The organism is Microbacterium sp. NPDC056044 (assembly GCF_042267145.1).
Lineage (GTDB): Bacteria > Actinomycetota > Actinomycetes > Actinomycetales > Microbacteriaceae > Microbacterium.
In genome coordinates this window covers 1-18,083 of record NZ_JBHJWZ010000005.1, presented here as the reverse complement: position 1 = coordinate 18,083, position 18,083 = coordinate 1, and the positions used below count along the sequence as shown (strand labels likewise).

Genomic DNA, 18,083 nt, shown 5'->3' with positions numbered 1-18,083 from the left:
TGCGGCTGCGGCGACGGGGAGGTCAGCGAGAACTTCTGCGGTGCTCGCGGCGACGCCTCCACCCTGTCAGACCGCCCCGCAGATACAGCGCGCATTGCGCCCCGACACGATGTCAAGAATCACAGATCTTGCTCCCCCAGCACCACAATCCGGCTTCTTCTCCGGCTGCGGGATCCGAGCGGGCGGCCCGCGAACGTGGGAACTCCCTCCGAATGCGCGCTCTTCGGCGCGGAGAGGTTGCATCTGCCGGCCGATCTCGGAATCGTGGCCGGTCCACCACCGCAAACGGAAAGGAAAAGCATGCTCACGCTGACCCAGACCGCCGCCGAGGCCGTCGAAGAACTCGTCGCCCGGGTGCCCCTTGCTGAAGAGGGCGGTGTGCGAATCCGCGACACCGGAGGCTCGGCCGGATTCGAACTGAGCGTCGCGCCCGCGCCCGCGCCGGCCGACACGGTCGTCACCGAGGGCGGCGCCCGCGTCTTCCTCGACGAAGGGGCCGCGGCCGCCCTCGACGACCGCGTGCTCGACGCCGAACTGTCGAACGACGGCGCCGTTCGTTTCGCCCTCGGAACCCAGGGCTGACCAGAGCGCCTCGGGCCCCGGCATCCGTCATCGGATGTCGGGGCCTTCGTCGTCAGCGCCGTCCCTCGTCACGCGGTCGCGAGCTGGACGTTGGGGAATTCGCTGCCGTAGTGCTCGCGCATGCCCGTCTTGCGCTCGAGGTCGTCGACGACCGCCGCGGCGAAGTCCACGCCGTACAGCTGGGCACAGGATCCGAGACCGCCCGGCGAGAAGACGTTGACCTCCATCAGCTTGTCGCCCGCGATGTCGAGCCCGACGAGGAACATGCCGTCGGAGAGGAGTTTCGGGCGCACCGCGTCGACCAGGTGGAGCATCTCGTCGGTGACCTTCACCGCCTCGGCCTTGCCGCCCGCGGACATGTTCGAGCGCACCTCTGCGGCATCCGGCCGGCGGCGGAACGCGGCGTACACCCCGTCGATCTCGAGCGCGCGGCCGTTCATCACGAACATCCGCACGTCGCCTTGCTGGGCGGCGGGGAGGTACTCCTGTGCCACGACGTAGCCGTCTCGCGCGATCGCCTCGACGATCTGCGCGATGTTGCGCTCCCGCTTCAGGTCGACGAGGAACACCCCCGAGCCGCCGGAGCCCTGCAGGGGCTTGAGCACGGCGCGCCCGCCGAGCTCGTCGATGAACTCCCGCACCCGCTCCTCGTCGCGCGAGATCAGCGTGCGCGGGCGCACGACCTCCGGGAAGTGCTGGAAGTACGCCTTCGACATCGCGTCGGCGAGCGAGCGGGGATCGTTGACCACGAGGACGCCCGTCTCGGCGACCATCCGGCCGAACGCCAGGCCTGCCGTGCTCGCCCACGCGGTGTCGGCGGCCTCGGCCGCCGGGTCGGCGCGGAGCATGAGCACGTCGAAATCGTCGAGCTGCGTCCGCTGACGGGTCGCGGACTGCACGTCCTCGAGGTAGCGGTCGAGCGACCGGTAGCGCTTGCCGGCGGCGGGGGTCGCGGTGATCGCAGAGAGCGATCCGTCGGGCTCGTAGCCGAAGTCCCGCAGCCCCATCAGGTGCACGTCGTGCCCGCGCGCGGCAGCGCTCATCGCGAGCCGCGTCGTCGAGTAGATGGGCTGCTCCGTGGCGATGTCGTTGACGACGAAACCGATTCTCATCTGGGCTCCTCGGGAGTGGAACGGTCAGGCATTGACCAGCGAGACGAGGTCCTCGGCTCGCGCAGCGTCGTGGAGCCGGCCGGCGGACTCGGCATCCGACAGGTAGCGGGGCGTGACGCGGGCCGGTGCGAGCAGGCCCCGATCGGCGAGGTCCTGCACGAGGGGCAGGTCCTCGAGCGAGAACTTGCCGAGGAAGAGCAGGTCCAGCGCACCGCCGTGCGCCACATGCTCGAGCAGCGCCAGCAGTCCGCGCAGGTAGATGGCGTCCTTGGTGAAGCCGCCGGCGCGGTAGACGCGCATCGCGACGCTGTACGCGCTCCCGGCGGGCAGGCCGTGTGCGGTGAGGGCGCGGTGCGTGTCCACGAAGCTCGCCCCACCGACCAGCGCGTGGACGGCGACGACACGAGCCGCGAGCTGCCGCAGCCGCGACGCGGTGAGTCCACCGCACGCGATCTCCGCGAGCACGGCGAGGCCCTCCTGCGTCTCGTCGTAGTGCGCGAGTCCGGCACCGAGCATGCGGATCGGCTGCGCCAGGCCGTTCACCTGGGTCACGAGATGCGTGCCCACCTCGTGCTGCAGAAGGGCGTTCACGCGCGCGCCGGCGACGGCAGCGTTCTGCGAGATGAGCAGAGTGTCGCCCTCGACGAGCACCCCCGAGACGTCGTCGCGGATCTCGGCATGAAGCTGCACATCGGGGTCGATCGACCGGTAGTGGGCGATCTCGGCCTTCGCGGCCGCGAGGAACTGCTCCGCGCTCACGGAGTCTCGCTCCAGCTTCCCGTGCGGCAGCCGGGCGAGGAGGTCGTCGGCCGTGTCGACGAGCGCGGGAAGCACCGGCCCGTACTGCGCGATCGAGAGCTGCAGGAACTCCGGGGTGTTCCGCGCGCGCAGCATCTCGACCCTCAGCGTCATCTCGCGCTGCCGGCTGCGCAGCAGTGCCGCGAGGGTGGCGTCGGTGACGGCGTCGAGCGGCAGCGCGGCCACCTGGGCATCGAGCACATCGGGGTCGACGTCGAGGCTCCGGTATTCGAAGACCGGGTCGGCCTTCGGGTCGGCGAGGAACTGCGCGCGGACGTCGTCCGCGTTCACCGGCGTCATCTCGAGGAGGAACCGCACCGTACCGGCGAGCGATGCCATGGCGTGATCCGCCGCCAGGTCGGCGGCCGAGAACGCCCCCTTCTCGATGACATCGGTCTCGGGCCCGCCGGCATCGGCGGCGTGGGTCGGGTCGGTGCTCACGGCGCCGCCACCTCGACAAGCGCCTCTTCGAGGGAAGGGATGGTGGATGCTACGGCCCTGGCGAGCTCGTCGATCCGGGCCTGATCCGCGTCACCGGTCCACTCGTCCATGAAGGTCTTCTTGAACTCCAGCGCGAGGACGATCGCCCGCTCGGGGTAGCGCCGATGCGTCCACGCGGCGAGCTGTTGCCCGCGGAAGCGCACGTTCTCACGTACGTCGAGCGGCCCCGCCGAGGTGCCCGCTGCGGCGAGGGACTCGATGAGGACGTCCGCCACCGCCCCGAAGCGGTCTCGATCGAGCGAACCTGTCCCGACATTCACTTCGGGGTTCTCGGTGCTCGGCGCCGCGGCGGCGTCCGCGCCGTCGCGCCGGTGGTTGTACGAGTGGATGTCGAACACCACGAAAGGTCCGCGCTCGGCGACCACGTCGAGCCGCCGGCCGAGCTCCGCGTAGAACGTGTCGTACACCTCGAGCGACCCCGCGACGACGGCCGGATCGAGCGGCGGATCTCTGACGACCTCCAGGCCCCACGCCTGCTCCGCCGACCGGTAGACGGCCTTCTCGCGCGAGCGGTTCAGGTCGACCTCGAAGCGGGACCGGTGCACGACGACGCGTGCCGGCACGAGCGCGCCGATCTCATCGGTGTGCGGGTCTTCCTCCCGGAGACGATCCGCGTCGGGCAGCACCAACTCCGCCGCCACCTCCGCCCGGACGTCGTGGCCGGTGTGGATGGCGGTGGCGATGAACTGGCCGGACCAGTCGCCGAGGAAGTCGAACGGGACCCTCTCCCTCGTCAGCATCGGCCAATTGTTTCCCCGGGTGATGCTTGCCTCAAGGGGGTTGCGTTCTCGCGCGATTGTCGTCCGCAGCTCACCGGCCGCAGAGCGCGAACACATAGTCGTCGTGGTCCGGGGCGACGAGATCGCGGTCTCTCAGGACGATGGAACGGGGCGCCGAGGCACGCCGGCACGCGGTGGCGAAGTCGACGTCGGTGTCGGAGTACTCGATGTCGATCACGTGCTCGCCATAGGCGGCTCGATAGACGTCGCACTCGTCGAACGCCTGGCACTCCTCTGCGACGACGAAGTCGAAACCGGCTCGCGCACGCAGGGTGGCAGCATCCTCCGCCGCGTTCTTCTGCCCCGCGGCGAGGCCGGCCTCGTGCGCCACGTCGATGAGGGCCGCGGCGAGCGCGAGGTTGTCGTCGAACGTGAGCGCGCCGGCGCTGCGCGCGTAGGTGTCGAGGTTGTCGAACTCGACGGCTGCGAACCCCGACTCCGCGCAGCCGCGGATCCACGGTTCGACGATGGCGGCGATCTGCGCGCGCTTCGACGCGGACGACGTGTCGAGCAGTGCCTCGTCGGGCCAGGCGGGGTCGTAGACGACGCCGTCCGCGTCGGCGAGCAGGAGGCCGGCCGGCCAGGCGTCGAGCTCGCCGGGCTGGGTCTGGAAGGCGTTGACGTAGCAGACCGAGTAGACGCCCGCGGCGGGATCGGCGGTGCGATCGCGCGCGACGATGCCCACGCCCTCGGGCGGGGCGTAGGCCGCCCCGAGCTGATAGTCGGGCGCCGCGCCCTCAGGCGGGAGCTCGAGCGCCGGGGCCGGCGAGCACGCGGTGGTGAGGGTCGCGGCGAGCAGCAGCGTCGCGAGCACGCCGGTGCGCAGGCGGGCGTGTCGGGAGGGAACCACCCGCCGAGGGTACACGGCCCACCGGACGCGCCTGGGTAGACTCGTGGGGCCAGCCTCTGTAGCTCAATGGAAGAGCAGTTCCGTCCTAAGGAAACGGTTGGGGGTTCGAGTCCCTCCAGGGGCACAGTCTCTTTTTACCTCTGACCAGGTATTTCTTCTGTGGTCAGACCACTCAGAATGCGTTTTTGGCCGCTTTTTGGCCGCATTTGAGAAACGTGTAAGCCGAAAACCGGGCAGATTCGACGCCCTTCACGGAGCGTCGTTGGACGCCTGAGAACGACGAAATCGAGCATTTCGGGCGTCCTGAGCCTCATCGAGAAGTTGAGCAGTCTGCTCTCCGGCGTTACGTCGGTCGGGCGTAGCGGGTCTGCGGACCTGACGGCAGCGCCACGAGCGGCATCGCGTCGTTGAGGCGCGATGCGACGGCATCCAGATCGTCGTCGAAGAGGTCGGCGTAGGTGTCCAGCGTCATCGCCGCCGACGCGTGGCCGAGCATCCGCTGCACAGCCTTCACGTTTGCGCCCGAGCTGATCGCGAGCGATGCGGCGGTGTGGCGGAGGTCGTGAGGCGTCAGCCGCGGGATCGACGGGTCCACAGCCTGCGCACGGCGGACCGCGTTCGCAAACCATCCCTGTGCGCCGGAGTTGCGCATGTGGTTGACGCCGTCGCCGAACAGCAGCCCTTCCGGTCCCTTGCCGGCGCACGCCTGCTCGATCATCGGAGCGAGCCGCGCGGGGTAAGGCACCGAGCGCTTCTCGTGCGTCTTCGGCGTGCCGACGTGGATCTCGTACGCGATCATCACCGCGTTCTCCTCGATCACGAAGCGCCGACGCAGTCGATTCACACTCCGCACACGCAGCCCCGTCGCCTCACCCCACCGCAGGCCCGTGTAGGCCAAGGTCAACACCATCGTCGGATACGCCGAGCATGCCGCCAACGTCGCCACCTGGTCGTGCGAGAGATAGACGCGGCGCTTGCCCGGTCCGCTCCGAGGAAGATTGCGAATGTGTCGCGCCGGATTGTTCGCAAGGCGACGATCATCGATGGCGACATCGAGGATGCCTGCGAGGACTCCCAGCGCGCGAAGCACGACCGTGCGTGACTTCTGCGTCGCGAGCTCTGAAACCCAGTCCTGAACTTCAGACCGCCGGATCGACCAGATCTCCCTGTCTGCCCAGACTGGAGCGACGTGGTTCTTCCACGCCCGCTCGAGCGTCATGTAGTACGAAGGCTTCGACATAGGCGGCTGCTTCGACCGGAGCCAGCTGTCGGCGAACATCCGGACCGGCACCCGCGATGCCACGGGATCGATGTATTCGCCCTTCGATTTGGACACGGTGACCATGGACAGGTAGAGCTTCGCCTCGCGCATCGTCATGAAGCCGCGCTTCTGCGTTTCGGTGCGATCAGGCTTGCGGTAGCGCACGCGGTAGCGGCGGCCCTTCGCCGTTTCGTACGAGGTGATGGTGCCCATATCGGCCTTACTGGTACCCGGTGGATGTGGTCAAGTATCGGCCCAGTGTCGGACACCGCGGCGACCCCGTCAACCACGCGGTTACGGTACGCCGGGCGTTGAGGCGGAACGTCGCGATATGTCGATGACGAGGAGAGGATCGCGTCCCTCCGACGCCGAGAGCGTGGCGATCGGGCGCGGCTCCGTTCAGGGCTTTCGCGACATTTGCTCGGTCCTCCGCTGCGCTCCGGTCCTGTGCAATTTCACGGTCCCAGCACTGCGCCGCGCCCGATCGCTGATACGGCTGAATGTCGAAGGGATGGGCGGGACTGCGACAAGCGCAACTTGACGTCACCTCGCATGCCACCACCCCGGGGCTCTCTCGTGTGGACAGTGGGTACGGTCGAAGCATGTACGAGTCTTGGGCTTCGAGCGAAGCCGCTCGCAGGACCATGCAGGGCAACCACAGCCGCGACACGCGGGCAGAGCTCGCGGTCCGCAGGCTCGTCCACGCCGCAGGTCTTCGCTATCTGGTCAACGCTCGACCCGAAGCGGACCTGCGTCGCACAGCCGACATTCTGTTCAGGGGTTCCAAAGTCGCGGTATTCATCGACGGCTGCTATTGGCATGGATGTCCCGACCACTTCAAGCCGCCAGCTACAAACGTGGCCTACTGGAGCGCCAAGATTGCCCGCAACCACGAACGCGACCTGGACACAACCGCCCGACTTGAAGCTCGGGGATGGCGGGTGCTGCGAATTTGGGAACATGAGGACCCCGAAGTCGCGGCCAAGCAAATCAGCAGCGCGGTCACGCAGAGGCCCGCGTAACCCAGCAACTAATCCGTGACGTCGTTGGATGCGAACCAAAACACCGTTGACTGCGCTGCCATAACCGCGCCGCGGCGATTTGCCGGAGTTCGCAGCCGAGTCGTGTGCAGCCGCTCGAGGCACGGACGGGAGCCCGGACAATGACGAGTTGCTCGCCAGATCCGCTAAGACGCTCTGCCACGATATGAGAAGACGAGGAGCGTGGGATGGCAGTCGATTTTGATCTGTTGGAGGGTGCTGACCTGGTAGTCGATGAGGTGTACGAAGGAGGTAAAAGCAACCATCTGGGCGCGGAGCCGCTCGCGCGATTGCTATCCGTGAAGGCGTCGGGTGGGATCCGCTACCTTGGCTCGGCAGGTCGGCCCTCCATGGTCGTCCTCACTACAACGGGACGCAGCGCTGATTGGCCCGATTCGCTCGACTCGGAGACCGGGGTCTTTACTTACTACGGCGACAACAGGCGCCCGGGTCGCGAACTTCATGAGACACCAATCCGCGGAAATGAGGTTCTTCGTCATCTCTTCGAGGCGGCCGCCAGCGAGCATGGACGCGCCATTTTCCCGCCCGTGCTGGTGTTCAGTTCGACGGGCGAACGTCGAAACCAGCGCTTTCTCGGACTGGCGGTGCCCGGGGTTCGCGGCATCGCACCCTCGGAGGAGCTCGTTGCCATCTGGCGCTCGACGGGCGGCGAGCGATATCAGAACTACCGCGGGTTGTTCACGATCTTGGACGCGCCCACTCTTCCTCGGACGTGGCTGAACAACGTCATCAGCGGGGGCACAGCGGACACGATCGAGGCGCCAGCAGCGTGGCGTAAGTGGATCAAGACCGGAGTGCCTATCCCTCTGATAGCGCCGCGAACGCGGGATGTGCGCACTCCGAAGGAGCAGGAGCCGGCAACTGCCGCCCAGCGAGAGGTCTTGCACTCGATCTATGAGTACTTCTCCGAGCGTCCACACGACTTCGAGCATTTCGCGGCGCACCTCGTCCAGTTATACCTCCCAATGGCCGCCGAGATTGAGGTGACCAGGCCGAGCCGAGATGGCGGCCGCGATGCGATCGGAAAGTATCGATTGGGCGCAGGCTTGAGCGGAATCGAGATCGACTTCGCAGTCGAGGCAAAGTGCTACTCGCCAACCAGCGGGGTAGGCGTAAAGCAGCTGTCTCGCCTAATCTCGCGACTCCGCCACAGGCAGTTCGGGATTCTCGTCACAACGAGCTACCTCGAGCGACAGGCGTACGCGGAACTCAAAGAAGATCGCCATCCCATAATTGTTCTGTCTGGCCGCGACATCGTCGAACTCCTCTTCCAAACAGGTGTGACTGCGCAGGGCGCCATTCAGGACTACATCGAGTCGATTCTTCCCGCCGACTCACTTGGGTGAGCCGCTAGACCGCCAATTACGCGTCACAGTCGCTCCGTTCAGCCGACCAGAGGTCCGCCCCAACGGCAACGCGACAGCGTCCATCCCCTGCGGGACTCTGTCAAGAATCGCCACAGCAACTTCGTGAAGACCCCAGATCGGATTTAAGTCGCCGGACACACGATCCGGAAGTTCGATTCCGAAGGTTACGGAGTCGGAGGCCACGTGCTGGTGCGGCACTATGTCACGTGACCTGAGTACCTCGATCTGCGTGTCGGTCATGTCGTAAGCGCGAACGAAGCGCGGCACGAAAGCGCGAGTGAAGCGAAGATCGGTTGACATCGTCTTGTGGTCGTAGCCCACGTCGGACGATGCTCCATACTCACGAACATGCGCCAAGAACGTCTCGACAGCGTCCCGTGTTCCGACATCGTCGAGTCGACGGACGATTGAGTCCACCAGGCTCGGAACGCTGAAGGATCCTTCGCGGTTCTCCCAGATCAATCCAATGCTGACGAGGTACAACATGTCTTCCGGGTCGCCGCCGTCCTCACCGTCGTAGAGTTCAACCTGATGAACCCCCTGCACCTGGTGCGCCGAGGTTGCACGAGTCGTCGCTTTCACTTCGACGCCGACTGTTCCCACCGCGAAGTCGCGGCCGGACTCCCTCCAACCGTCCCAGCCGCTGACAACGGTGCCGACTTGGCTACTGTCTGATCTTTGACAGAGCGCGTCCAAGAGAAGGAGTTCGCCTGCTAGACCTACCAATACCTGGTCGGATAGCCGAAGCCGTCTGATCGCCAACTCGATGATTGGCTCGGCTCGTCGGAACGCCGTGGCGAGGTCAGCGTCCGCACCGTTGCGCAACAGCTCAGTGCACACGAACGCCGCGATCTGGTCATAGTGGCCCGCAGCGGGCAAGAGAAGGCGGCTGGCTTCGACTGCGGGGAGCCCAGCGCGACGGAACCATACCTGATGCTCAAGCACCTCTCGAATCGTCGCCGAAACCGCGATGAGCGGCTCGCCTCGCATGAAGATCTCGATCTTTCCGTCATGAGCCCGCGCAAGGCCGACCACGCCGGCTTGGGTCGCCCATCTGACATCGCGCTCAGTCGCATCGTCCGCAGCGGACAACTCCTCGATCATCGCCAGAAGATCTTCGTAGCGTGCAGCATTCATGGAGATCTTCCTACACGCTCGATGAGGCCGGAGGTGGGAAAGCGGCCGCGAACTGATCCGGCCCGCCGATCGGAATGCACACTCCCGCAATGATCGTCGGATGCTTCTGGCCAGTCGGTTGATTCACGTAGAAGAGGATCTGGCCATCAGAACCGGCGGGACGCCACGTATGGCCGGCGACATCCATCCCTACAACCGGCTCACCTCGGAAGTAGTAGTCCATATAGTCGTCGCCCCGAAACCCGTCTGGTCCGGCCGAAGGATCTTGCGATCCCCATGGACCTCCGAGCCGACCGGCTACGACACTTCGTCCTGCCGCCGGCACCGCAAACCCCAACTCCGACAATGGACCGCGAGACACCGCAGACTCGCCGCCGTACCTTATGCCGACCCAGAAACGCGGCCGCCGATCTCGGCGCACGCTCAGATCAACTGTCGACCACGGAAGAGATGGGTCGTCCGTCGGGAACAGGCCGCGTACACGTCGAGTTAGGCAAGCATCCCAAAGACGGAGGTACGCACCGAGAGTGTAGGGGCAGTCTTTCCGGGCTGGATCAGGATCACGACCCTCGGGAGGCCCCGCCGGCCGGTAGAGGGGGTCGGAGTGCGCCAAGGACCCTTGTTCTTCTACCCTCGCCTGTACCTCGGCCCAGAGAGTCCCCTGCCAGCTTGCGGATCCCGGCTTGTACCCGTCGAAGCGCAGGCCATCAAGCAGATCTGCAGCCTGCGTTAGCGTCAACGGTTCTTCGAGCATCCGCCCCCGCAGCGTTCCGCCGGCATAGACATCTCGCGACGGGTTCTCCGTGAACAGCTCGGCGACAACAACGGCGTTCGGATCTTCTCGCTCCCCCGAGTTGACGATTCGGATGAGCGGCTTACTGCCCTGACAAAGCGGCTGATTTCCAAGGTTCGCGATCTTTCCCGTCGCCAGGAAGCCTGCGCCTTGCAGCACGCCAGGCGTCGGCGCGGCCGACTCCGTCGTCATCTCCGATGCGATGACCTGCCGCATGCCTTCATCCACGTCGTGATACTTAGCGAAGAAGCGCAACTGGCTCGAGGAAGCGAAGAGCCTACACAAGTCAAAGTAGGGACCCCGGTAGCCGAACCACCTTTGCATCTGCATTTGGCTGTCCGCCAGCGGCTGATCGCTGGTCCTGAGAAACAGAGTGGTGGTTAGGCCCTCGAGGGTCAGCCCTCGTGCCATCACATTGCCGGACACGAAGATCGTGGAGAGATCCTTTGCGGCCAGCCAGCCTGCCGCATCCGGCTTCGGCTCGTACTCAGGACGATCATCAGCAGCGGCATCGCTGTTGACGACGGCCACCCTTGTGCTCGGAATGAGTTCTTGCAAGAGCACTTCCTTGACCGCGGCCCACCCGGGGATCGTCGCTGGAGCCGGTGTGGCAAATGCTCGCTGCAACTCCACCGCCGACCGCCGGTATCGATCCACCCAAGCCGCCCATTTCGGTTCCTCCTCACCGATCTTCTCGGCTAGTGACGCGGGCAGATACGCCCGACCGGACTCAACGAGGTCGGATGCCTCCTCGTCTGTCTCGATGCCGGCCCAGCGGAGGACCTGAACTGCCGTACTGAAGTGATCGCCGACTGAAGCCGAGGGATGGATCAGCATGGAATGAGGCTCAGGCGATAGGCGCATCGCGTCATCCCTGCTCTCAAACGCCTGATCCCGAGCAGCCATCGGCCGCAGCCGGCCCGGATCGCGCAGGAGACGAATGGCGCCGGCGATCAGAAACGCACGGACAGCCTCTGCCAGGTCATCGGCGGGACTGGCACCTACCGGCACGCATAGTCCTGCCGCGCGTCCACGTTCGTAGTACGCCGTGCCACCGGTGTAGTACTCGCGGAGACCGCCCGGTTCAAAGTATGTGGATGACCGTGGCTCGATCCTCCCAGAGTCGAATGGCGTGCGCAGCGAAACCACAAAATCCTGCGGGAAAAGCGGGTTCTGATCCTCCTGCAAAAAGTTTGCTTGTGGAGTCGCCGTATAGCCGGCGTAAGTCGTGAACAGATTCTTGGGAGCGCTCGACAGGCGAGGCGCCCATAGATCCGCGATGGCTCTGGGAATCTGCTTCAAGTTGCCGAAGACCGGGTTGAGTGAGTTCTCGATTCGCGCATCGAGAACTGAGCCGTCGTCGGCTTCGTCGTCGAGCACGACCATGTGAGCCGCTCGACCCCTTCGCTCGATCGCAGGAAACACGCTCTCCCGGAGGCTCTGACCGAGTGCCCGCAGGTGGTCTGTCTGCTTCATTGCGACGAGGATCAGCGGCTGATCGCTTGCCAGCGCCCTCCGCACCTGCGGGGGCTGAAGTCGGTACAGCTTGGAGAGTGGAATGCTTCCACTTTCTTCAGAGATTGCACCCGGCGCCGGCGCGAGGACACGTCGCCGCTGTTTCGCGACAGAGTCCACCCCTACATCGAGTTGAGCCTGAAGCCGCCCGAACGTTTGACGCCAGAGCGAGAGGCGCGTGCCGGCGAGGACCACGATGATGTCGACGCCGCGATCGAGTGCTTTCGCTGCGACGCCAAGCATCGAGGCGGTCTTTCCAGACTGCACCGACCCCATCACCAGCCCACGACGTAGACGACTCTGAGGCCAAGCGTCCGGATCGGGGGACCCAACTCCGAAGATCCCTCGCTCCACGATGTACTCGGCATCCAGGGCCAGCACCTCCCGCGTGGTGGGACTCAGACCGCTAAGAGTCGCGAGGTACCGGTCCCACCAACCGTCTGCTACCTGGGGACCGCTTTGCGGATCTGCGTACAGGCGCTCGTGGTACCCGGGGATCGCGCCCCCCTCACTCGCGGGGACTGTCACCAGTCACCGACAGCAATGCATCGACTCCCGACGAGCCGAATCTCGCTCGCAACGATTCCGCTGCCTGCTGCGGATCCACTTCGACGATCTCGATGATCGACCGCGCGACGCGGGATATGTACTCCCACTGGGTCTTCGTCTGCGTCTTCTCCGGCCGCCTCCACGCGTCCGACTTGCTCGCCGAGTAGAGCGCATCTGCATGAGCCAGGCAGAGCTCCTCGAAGTCACCTGGTCGCGCTGCGGCCGCAATAGCGACCCCGAGCACGCTCCCTACGAGTTGTAGTTCCTGCCACTTCGTCCCGGCACCGCCGTCCCTGAACACGGGCGCCCAGAGTTCCGCGTGACCGGCGTGGAAGTCGACTGCGTCCGAGATCAAGCAGAAAAGATCCTTGAGCGCCACCGCCTCCCGAAGCGGGTCTCGTGGATCGTTCTGGACCCGTTGGAGGAGGTTGTCGATGTGCCTTGCTGTCGAGGGCAGGTTATCGCTCTGCTTCTCTCCAAGAAGGGTCGCGATGATCCACGAGAGCACCTTGGTGCGACGGTAGCGCGATGTCCCGAACTCGTACGCTGAGAGGGTTTCCTGAAGGATTCCGATCTCGTCCCAGTCGTCCACCAAGGACGGGGCAACGCTATCGATCGGTATTCGCGGGTCGGAGTCTCCCGCAGCGACAAGGATCGCTCGTGTTAGTTCAAGCTCATGGAAGATCGCATTCCGTATCTCCTCCGCGTTCAGGTGAGTCCCCTGCTTGTTGTACAGGTTGAAGACCTCATGAATCTGCGCATGTGTCGCCCGGTTGTACACGATGATGGGGACGAGGTACTCGCTGAAGCCCTCGAAGACATCCCCTACTGTCACCGCATCGTCGGCAACCTTGATGAGGTTGTCCTTGACCTGTGTGTAGTACTTGCCTCGGAGCGGTTCCAACGCCTCTCCGGCGAGACCCCTGACGTCAGTGCGAAGCTTGAACGGGAAGAAGTACTTCTCCTCAATCGACGCGGTAATCGGCTCGCCGAAGAGCCCCTTCCATGCGCGTTTGAATTTCGGGTAATCGTTCGCAAAAAGCTCACGCAGATTGTTACCGGGCTTTGCCCGATCGGCCTCCGCAACCGTTTCGATCGCCAGCGGATGCTTGCCGACGAAGCGCAGGATGGATGTCAACCGCTGCTTCCCGTCCACCACCTCGTACGGTTTGCCCGCACCGCCCGACGGCTTCAACAAGATGACGGACGGAAGTGGGATCCCGCGGAGGATGGACTCAATCAGAATCTGGCGTGCACCCGTCCCCCAAACATCGCCGCGTTGATAGGACGGAGCCAGATTCAAACGACCTGCCTTCGCCGCTTCCACGAACTCGTTGATACGCCACGTCGCCGCCTTGGCGGACACGGGCGCAGGCGTAAGGTTCTCTGCGGGGTCGTCCTCCTCGTCTTCCCACGCCGCGACCCAGTTCCGGGTCGCTGTCTCACGCGTCCCGCCGTCACCTTCATAGTTCTCGAGGAACAACTGCTGGAGACGAACTGCGCGCTCCGCCCGGTCGCGGAGACGATCAAGACCCACCAGTGTCAGATGCGGCGATTCCCCCGGCCCGGAAATCACATCAGCAACGTCGCGGAAACCGAGGAGACCGGCCAGGGAGCGAACGAACTCCTCGGTGCTCTGCAGACGTAGGGGTTCGTCGAGACGAAGCCAGCCCTGTACGTCGGCTACCCGGGCAATCCACGCATCAGTCGAAAAGTCCACTTCCTCAGAGCTGAAGGGGGCGGCCGCCGCATCGAACTCAGTCGGAGCGTCACTTGCCTGCGACAGGATCGCGAGCAGCTCGGATACATCTGCCCGCGACTGAACGATCGGATCCTCAACGACTTCATCGTCGATCTCATCAAGTTGCTGCGTCACAATCCATGCCTCTCAGTTGGCAGACTAGGCGGCCTTGCTAGCTGGAGCGATGCGGGATTCCACCACGTCGATTCCGCGGAGCAACGGCTCTGCGATTGCCCTGACCACGCTCGCGTTGACTGCGTTTCCGAGGGCTTTATATGCTGCGACGTCGCTGGCAGGAAGTCGAACACCATCGAGGCTCTGCAATTCTGCACACTCTCTGGGCGTCATGTACCGACGGACGCCCAGGATGTCTCGGCCGAGGATCGGCACCTGGGTGTTGGTCATGGCGATGAGGCTCGGTGCGGTGGTTGTGCGCTTCACTCGTATGCCAGATGCGCGAACCTGCAATACATACTTGTCAATCCGTCGCTCGCCGCCCTGGGCGTTCCATTCGAACTTTTGCAGGCTCTGCGGAAGCAGCCACGGCTCCCATTCATTCATCCAGGGGACGATCCAGGAGTGGTTGTCGCTGAAGAACTGCCGATTTTGCCGGATGAATGACTGTTTCCAGCGAGGAAAGGACGAGCTTCCGTCTCGGCGCGCGTGACTCGGAAGAACGTCATACTGCTGCTGGCGTGTTAGCCCAGCGAGCTCACGTCCGAAGCTGCCCTGGAATGTAGCGAGTCCACTAGGTCCGTCCTCCTCCCAGATCGCGGCCGGCGTACCCTTGTCGGCGAACGGGTAGGTTGCGCCGAACTCCATAGACCAGATCGGGAACGACGGCAGCTTGACCCCTGCGGGCGAACGGACGAGGAAGTCGTCCCACATATCGATCGCCCGCTCGGTCTGTGCGGGGATCACTCGGCTCGGGTTAGCGGCCGGATCGAGCACAGTTCGAATATCCGTGGCTGCGTTCGTCGGCTCGGGCCAGACGAAGCTGTCAAGTCCGTCCAGAGACCCGACGAAGTACGCGCGTTCACGAATCTGCGGAACGCCGAACTCGTGCGGCGAATACTGCCTCCAGTCCACTTCGTAGCCTGCTTCCCTCAATTCGGACAGCATGGTTCGGAGCGTCTCTCCGTTCTTGTGGCGGAGGATGTTGGGGACGTTCTCCAGGATGAAGCGGCGAGGCTGCTTCTCCTTCAGGATGTCGAGAACTCTAAAGAAGAGTTGTCCCTGGAGCGTGTGTTCAAACCCGAGCTGCTCCCCCGCTTTGGAGAACGGCTGACATGGAAAACCTGCGGTCAGGACTTGGTGATTCGGCACCTGCGCGGAGATGGTCTCCGGAGTATCCAGTTCGTTCACGTCAGACCACACAACGGTGCCCGGAAAGTTGTCGGCGTACAGCCGGTTGAGCGTCGGCTCCCACTCCGCTGCAAACACGCCACGGCCACCGAGCTGCTCCAGTGCTACGTGGAAGCCGCCGAGGCCGGCGAACAGGTCGATGAAGTCAAAGCTATCGGCGCCCCCGGTCAACTAGGTCCCCTTCCGTCACGCCCTTCAACCTATCGGCGATCTGCGACATCGCCCGCTGACGACGCCGCTCGGGGGCGATGAATCACCCGCGAACGATCGACGCGCCGCCCCGGGCTCTACCTCGGAGCCGCGCCGGGCAAGGCTATCGTGGTCCCTGTCTCCTGCGCTGGGCGGGTGCGGGAGGGTTGGCGATGGTTGACACAGTCGGCGGTGTGCTCGAAACAATTCCGCTATCGAGTCTGCGTCCCGACTGGCGAAACCCACGATTCCCAAAAGCGGCCACGGCTCAATTCCGCACTGACATCGATGTCTACGCCTACCTGGACAAACAGTTCGACGCTGCATCGGTCGCCGAGTCGATCTCGCGCCACGGGTTTTTCCTGTCGGAACCCCTGATCGCGATCCCGGACGACGGTTCCCAGCCGCAGACAACCGCGGTGCGCGCCGAGGCGGGATCCGCTCGTGCAACACTACCCACCTACATAGTGGTAGAGGGCAACAGGCGCTTGACCGCCCTTCAAGGGCTCCTCCTGGAAGACGTCCGCCGCGCGATGACCGATCCGAGATGGCGGACGTTCGCGCCTGATGTTGAATTTCCCGCCTCAGTTCCTGTGCTAGTCGCGCCTTCCCGGGATCATGTTGCGCCAATCCTCGGTTACCGACACGTGACGGGCATCGCGCCGTGGGATCCGTACCAACAAGCGCGCTACGTCGCCTCCCTAATCGATGATGAGACGAATCCATTGTCAGCCTCGGACGTGGCACAGCTAATCGGCCGAAACGTCTCGGAGGTCCGGTCTTTCTATCGCAACTACTCCATCGTCGAGCAGGGTCGGGACATCTTCGAGATGGAGGACCCCGACCGTATTGTCGACGAGTTCGGTGTGTGGACCCGCGCCATGACCAGCACCCCCATCCGTGACTACATCGGTGCCCCCGCCCCACGTGAGGTCGAGGAAGGGCATTACCCTCTCCCAGATGACGCCGGCCAGACGCTGCAACGATTGGTGACCTGGATCTTCGGTGAGCCGCGCTCGCATGAGGATCGATCGGCGGGACGGCAGAGCAAGGAGGGTCGCGTTATCTCTGACTCCCGTCAACTGTCCCGGTTGGGCCGAGCACTGGCGCATCCGCGGGGTGTCAGTGCGCTCGAGGACGGTGAGTCGCTAGCGCAGGCGGAACTGGCTGCGCTGGACGAAGCGGTTAGGTTTGCGGAAGCTCTGAACGGTGCGCGGAAGGAACTAGCTACGGCGGCCGACAACGCGACGGCGGATCGGGTCCAGGAGAATCTAGATGTTCTCGCGCAGGTGGAGGATCGGGTCTCGGCGATCAAGGCGGCTTCATGAGCGCGGCAATGCTCGAGCAGCCTACGGACTTCACATCCTTCGAGCTCGCCGAGTGGATTGAAATCTACTTGGTGCTGAACGGACTGCAGTCGATCTCGAGGGCTGCAGTGACTACTCTCTTCCCATCCGGCCAAGCGCCGGACGGCGCTGAACTCGATCAGCTCTTCGCGGAGGTTCGTCGCCGGGCGGAGGTCGCCCCTCGGGTGTACCCGTTCCGAGAGGTCGAAGAATCGATCGTCCGTTCGTCCGAGGTGGATGGCCGCGTCTACGACTTCCTTCTCGTCCTCTCAATCGAAGCAGCGCCGTATCGCAAGCAGTCTCGATACAACGAGATCAACCCATCTTTCGAGTTGGTGACGCGCGAAGCCCTGATCGCGCAGGTGGGAGGGCACGGAGAGGGGCGTCGTTTCGGGTGGCCCAACGGTGACGGGCGCCCTGAGAAGCTTGGCGAGGCCGTCGAGTGGCTTGCGAAGGAGATGGGGCTGAAGGCGAGCGTCGTCTGGGACGACGTCGATGACGACGATAAGGACGGCGGGATCGATGTCGCGGTCTGGAGGCCATTCGCTGACAAGTCGCCATCATTTACGGTCTGGCTCGCACAATGCACCGTCCAGGCGACTTATGAGCGCAAGACCTCTGATGTCAAGCCGGCCCAATGGATGACATGGATCAAGTTCGGTCAGCCCCCGGTAACTGTGTTGAGTGTCCCGTATGCCATCCCGAGTGACGCGAAGGTCCGCGGTCAAATGAAGTACTCGGTTGGGCTGCTGCTAGACCGCCTGAGGCTGTGCGAACTCCTCGGTGACGAGCGCACGCTTAGCGGCTTCGACGAGTTCTCGTTTCTGGCCGAGTGGGTCTCGGCTGAGGTCGAAGCAACAAAATTGGCGTTGTCGGACGGAGGAGATCGACCGCCCAGGATGGCTAAGCGGCGTCGGCCGAAAAAGGAAGCTGCCGCCTAACAAGCCAATCGCAAACTACGAGAGCGAGCCTCGAGGAAGTAGCTGCTCGAGTGCTCACCCGCCAGACCTCCGCACCACACACGCAAGGCACACGATCTAGATGTGATGTCCAGGCAGGTTGTTGAGTCTGCTGAAGGGTGCGGCTCCGATTGCGGAGTGTCGCCTGTGGTGATTGTAGAAGTGGATCCAGCCGGGT

The 18,083-nt window shown here is 64.3% G+C and carries 14 protein-coding genes and 1 tRNA gene; 6 read left to right on the top strand and 9 right to left on the bottom strand.

From position 1 onward, the window contains the following. Positions 1-300 precede the first annotated feature (300 nt). Positions 301-582: a Fe-S cluster assembly protein HesB gene (locus ACFC1I_RS14990; RefSeq protein WP_376010945.1), complete on the top strand. Its 282-nt coding sequence runs from the start codon at positions 301-303 to the stop codon at positions 580-582. Between the two features lie 68 nt (positions 583-650). On the opposite strand, the gene ACFC1I_RS14985 is transcribed toward ACFC1I_RS14990, so the two are convergent. From ACFC1I_RS14985 to ACFC1I_RS14970, 4 genes are all read right to left on the bottom strand, one after another. Beyond that, positions 651-1,694 (bottom strand): glutathione synthetase, encoded by a 1,044-nt coding sequence (locus ACFC1I_RS14985; protein ID WP_376010942.1) that lies wholly within the window; start codon positions 1,692-1,694, stop codon positions 651-653. 24 nt (positions 1,695-1,718) lie between these two features. Next, entirely contained in the window at positions 1,719-2,933 is a 1,215-nt protein-coding gene (locus ACFC1I_RS14980) for a flavohemoglobin expression-modulating QEGLA motif protein (protein WP_376010940.1), read from the bottom strand. Then, positions 2,930-3,733, bottom strand: a complete 804-nt coding sequence (locus ACFC1I_RS14975) for an N-formylglutamate amidohydrolase (RefSeq protein ID WP_376010937.1) — start codon at positions 3,731-3,733, stop codon at positions 2,930-2,932. The genes ACFC1I_RS14980 and ACFC1I_RS14975 overlap by 4 nt, the downstream gene beginning before the upstream one ends. 70 nt (positions 3,734-3,803) lie before the next feature. Then, entirely contained in the window at positions 3,804-4,622 is an 819-nt protein-coding gene (locus ACFC1I_RS14970; RefSeq protein ID WP_376010934.1) for an endo alpha-1,4 polygalactosaminidase, read from the bottom strand. Between the two features lie 52 nt (positions 4,623-4,674). Here ACFC1I_RS14970 and ACFC1I_RS14965 point away from each other — a divergent pair. Further along, positions 4,675-4,746: transfer RNA gene (locus tag ACFC1I_RS14965), tRNA-Arg, on the top strand. Between the two features lie 219 nt (positions 4,747-4,965). Here ACFC1I_RS14965 and ACFC1I_RS14960 read toward each other — a convergent pair. Further along, positions 4,966-6,096: a tyrosine-type recombinase/integrase gene (locus ACFC1I_RS14960; RefSeq protein ID WP_376010931.1), complete on the bottom strand. Its 1,131-nt coding sequence runs from the start codon at positions 6,094-6,096 to the stop codon at positions 4,966-4,968. A 389-nt stretch (positions 6,097-6,485) separates the two neighbouring features. On the opposite strand from ACFC1I_RS14960, the gene ACFC1I_RS14955 reads away from it, so the two are divergent. Together ACFC1I_RS14955 and ACFC1I_RS14950 are read left to right on the top strand one after the other, a co-directional pair. Further along, positions 6,486-6,905 carry a very short patch repair endonuclease gene (locus tag ACFC1I_RS14955; RefSeq protein ID WP_376010929.1) on the top strand — a complete coding sequence of 140 codons (420 nt, stop codon included), beginning with the start codon at positions 6,486-6,488 and terminating at the stop codon, positions 6,903-6,905. Between the two features lie 206 nt (positions 6,906-7,111). Continuing rightward, complete coding sequence (locus tag ACFC1I_RS14950; protein ID WP_376010926.1) at positions 7,112-8,290, top strand: restriction endonuclease; 1,179 nt, start codon at positions 7,112-7,114, stop codon at positions 8,288-8,290. Here the strand turns inward: ACFC1I_RS14950 and ACFC1I_RS14945 are convergent. From ACFC1I_RS14945 to ACFC1I_RS14930, 4 genes are all read right to left on the bottom strand, one after another. Continuing rightward, the gene (locus tag ACFC1I_RS14945) at positions 8,279-9,448 is read right to left on the bottom strand and encodes a PD-(D/E)XK motif protein (RefSeq protein ID WP_376010923.1); all 1,170 of its coding nucleotides are present in this window, start codon (positions 9,446-9,448) and stop codon (positions 8,279-8,281) included. The genes ACFC1I_RS14950 and ACFC1I_RS14945 overlap by 12 nt on opposite strands. 10 nt (positions 9,449-9,458) lie before the next feature. Beyond that, the gene (locus tag ACFC1I_RS14940) at positions 9,459-11,999 is read right to left on the bottom strand and encodes a Z1 domain-containing protein (RefSeq protein ID WP_376010922.1); all 2,541 of its coding nucleotides are present in this window, start codon (positions 11,997-11,999) and stop codon (positions 9,459-9,461) included. A gap of 265 nt (positions 12,000-12,264) precedes the next feature. Next, positions 12,265-14,181, bottom strand: a complete 1,917-nt coding sequence (locus ACFC1I_RS14935) for a DUF262 domain-containing protein (protein WP_376010919.1) — start codon at positions 14,179-14,181, stop codon at positions 12,265-12,267. Between the two features lie 24 nt (positions 14,182-14,205). Beyond that, positions 14,206-15,582: a DNA cytosine methyltransferase gene (locus tag ACFC1I_RS14930; protein ID WP_376010917.1), complete on the bottom strand. Its 1,377-nt coding sequence runs from the start codon at positions 15,580-15,582 to the stop codon at positions 14,206-14,208. 191 nt (positions 15,583-15,773) lie between these two features. On the opposite strand from ACFC1I_RS14930, the gene ACFC1I_RS14925 reads away from it, so the two are divergent. After that, positions 15,774-16,928 (top strand): hypothetical protein, encoded by a 1,155-nt coding sequence (locus ACFC1I_RS14925; protein ID WP_376010914.1) that lies wholly within the window; start codon positions 15,774-15,776, stop codon positions 16,926-16,928. Next, positions 16,925-17,887 (top strand): hypothetical protein, encoded by a 963-nt coding sequence (locus ACFC1I_RS14920; protein ID WP_376010912.1) that lies wholly within the window; start codon positions 16,925-16,927, stop codon positions 17,885-17,887. The genes ACFC1I_RS14925 and ACFC1I_RS14920 overlap by 4 nt, the downstream gene beginning before the upstream one ends. Positions 17,888-18,083: the final 196 nt, after the last annotated feature.

What these genes read in the sequence shown, in the direction of transcription:
- ACFC1I_RS14990 (WP_376010945.1), top strand. Translation starts at nt 301, where the DNA reads ATGCTCACGCTGACCCAGACCGCCGCCGAGGCCGTCGAAGAACTCGTC.
- ACFC1I_RS14985 (WP_376010942.1), bottom strand. Translation starts at nt 1,694, where the DNA reads ATGAGAATCGGTTTCGTCGTCAACGACATCGCCACGGAGCAGCCCATC.
- ACFC1I_RS14975 (WP_376010937.1), bottom strand. Translation starts at nt 3,733, where the DNA reads ATGCTGACGAGGGAGAGGGTCCCGTTCGACTTCCTCGGCGACTGGTCC.
- ACFC1I_RS14960 (WP_376010931.1), bottom strand. Translation starts at nt 6,096, where the DNA reads ATGGGCACCATCACCTCGTACGAAACGGCGAAGGGCCGCCGCTACCGC.
- ACFC1I_RS14955 (WP_376010929.1), top strand. Translation starts at nt 6,486, where the DNA reads ATGTACGAGTCTTGGGCTTCGAGCGAAGCCGCTCGCAGGACCATGCAG.
- ACFC1I_RS14950 (WP_376010926.1), top strand. Translation starts at nt 7,112, where the DNA reads ATGGCAGTCGATTTTGATCTGTTGGAGGGTGCTGACCTGGTAGTCGAT.
- ACFC1I_RS14945 (WP_376010923.1), bottom strand. Translation starts at nt 9,448, where the DNA reads ATGAATGCTGCACGCTACGAAGATCTTCTGGCGATGATCGAGGAGTTG.
- ACFC1I_RS14940 (WP_376010922.1), bottom strand. Translation starts at nt 11,999, where the DNA reads ATGCTTGGCGTCGCAGCGAAAGCACTCGATCGCGGCGTCGACATCATC.
- ACFC1I_RS14925 (WP_376010914.1), top strand. Translation starts at nt 15,774, where the DNA reads ATGGTTGACACAGTCGGCGGTGTGCTCGAAACAATTCCGCTATCGAGT.
- ACFC1I_RS14920 (WP_376010912.1), top strand. Translation starts at nt 16,925, where the DNA reads ATGAGCGCGGCAATGCTCGAGCAGCCTACGGACTTCACATCCTTCGAG.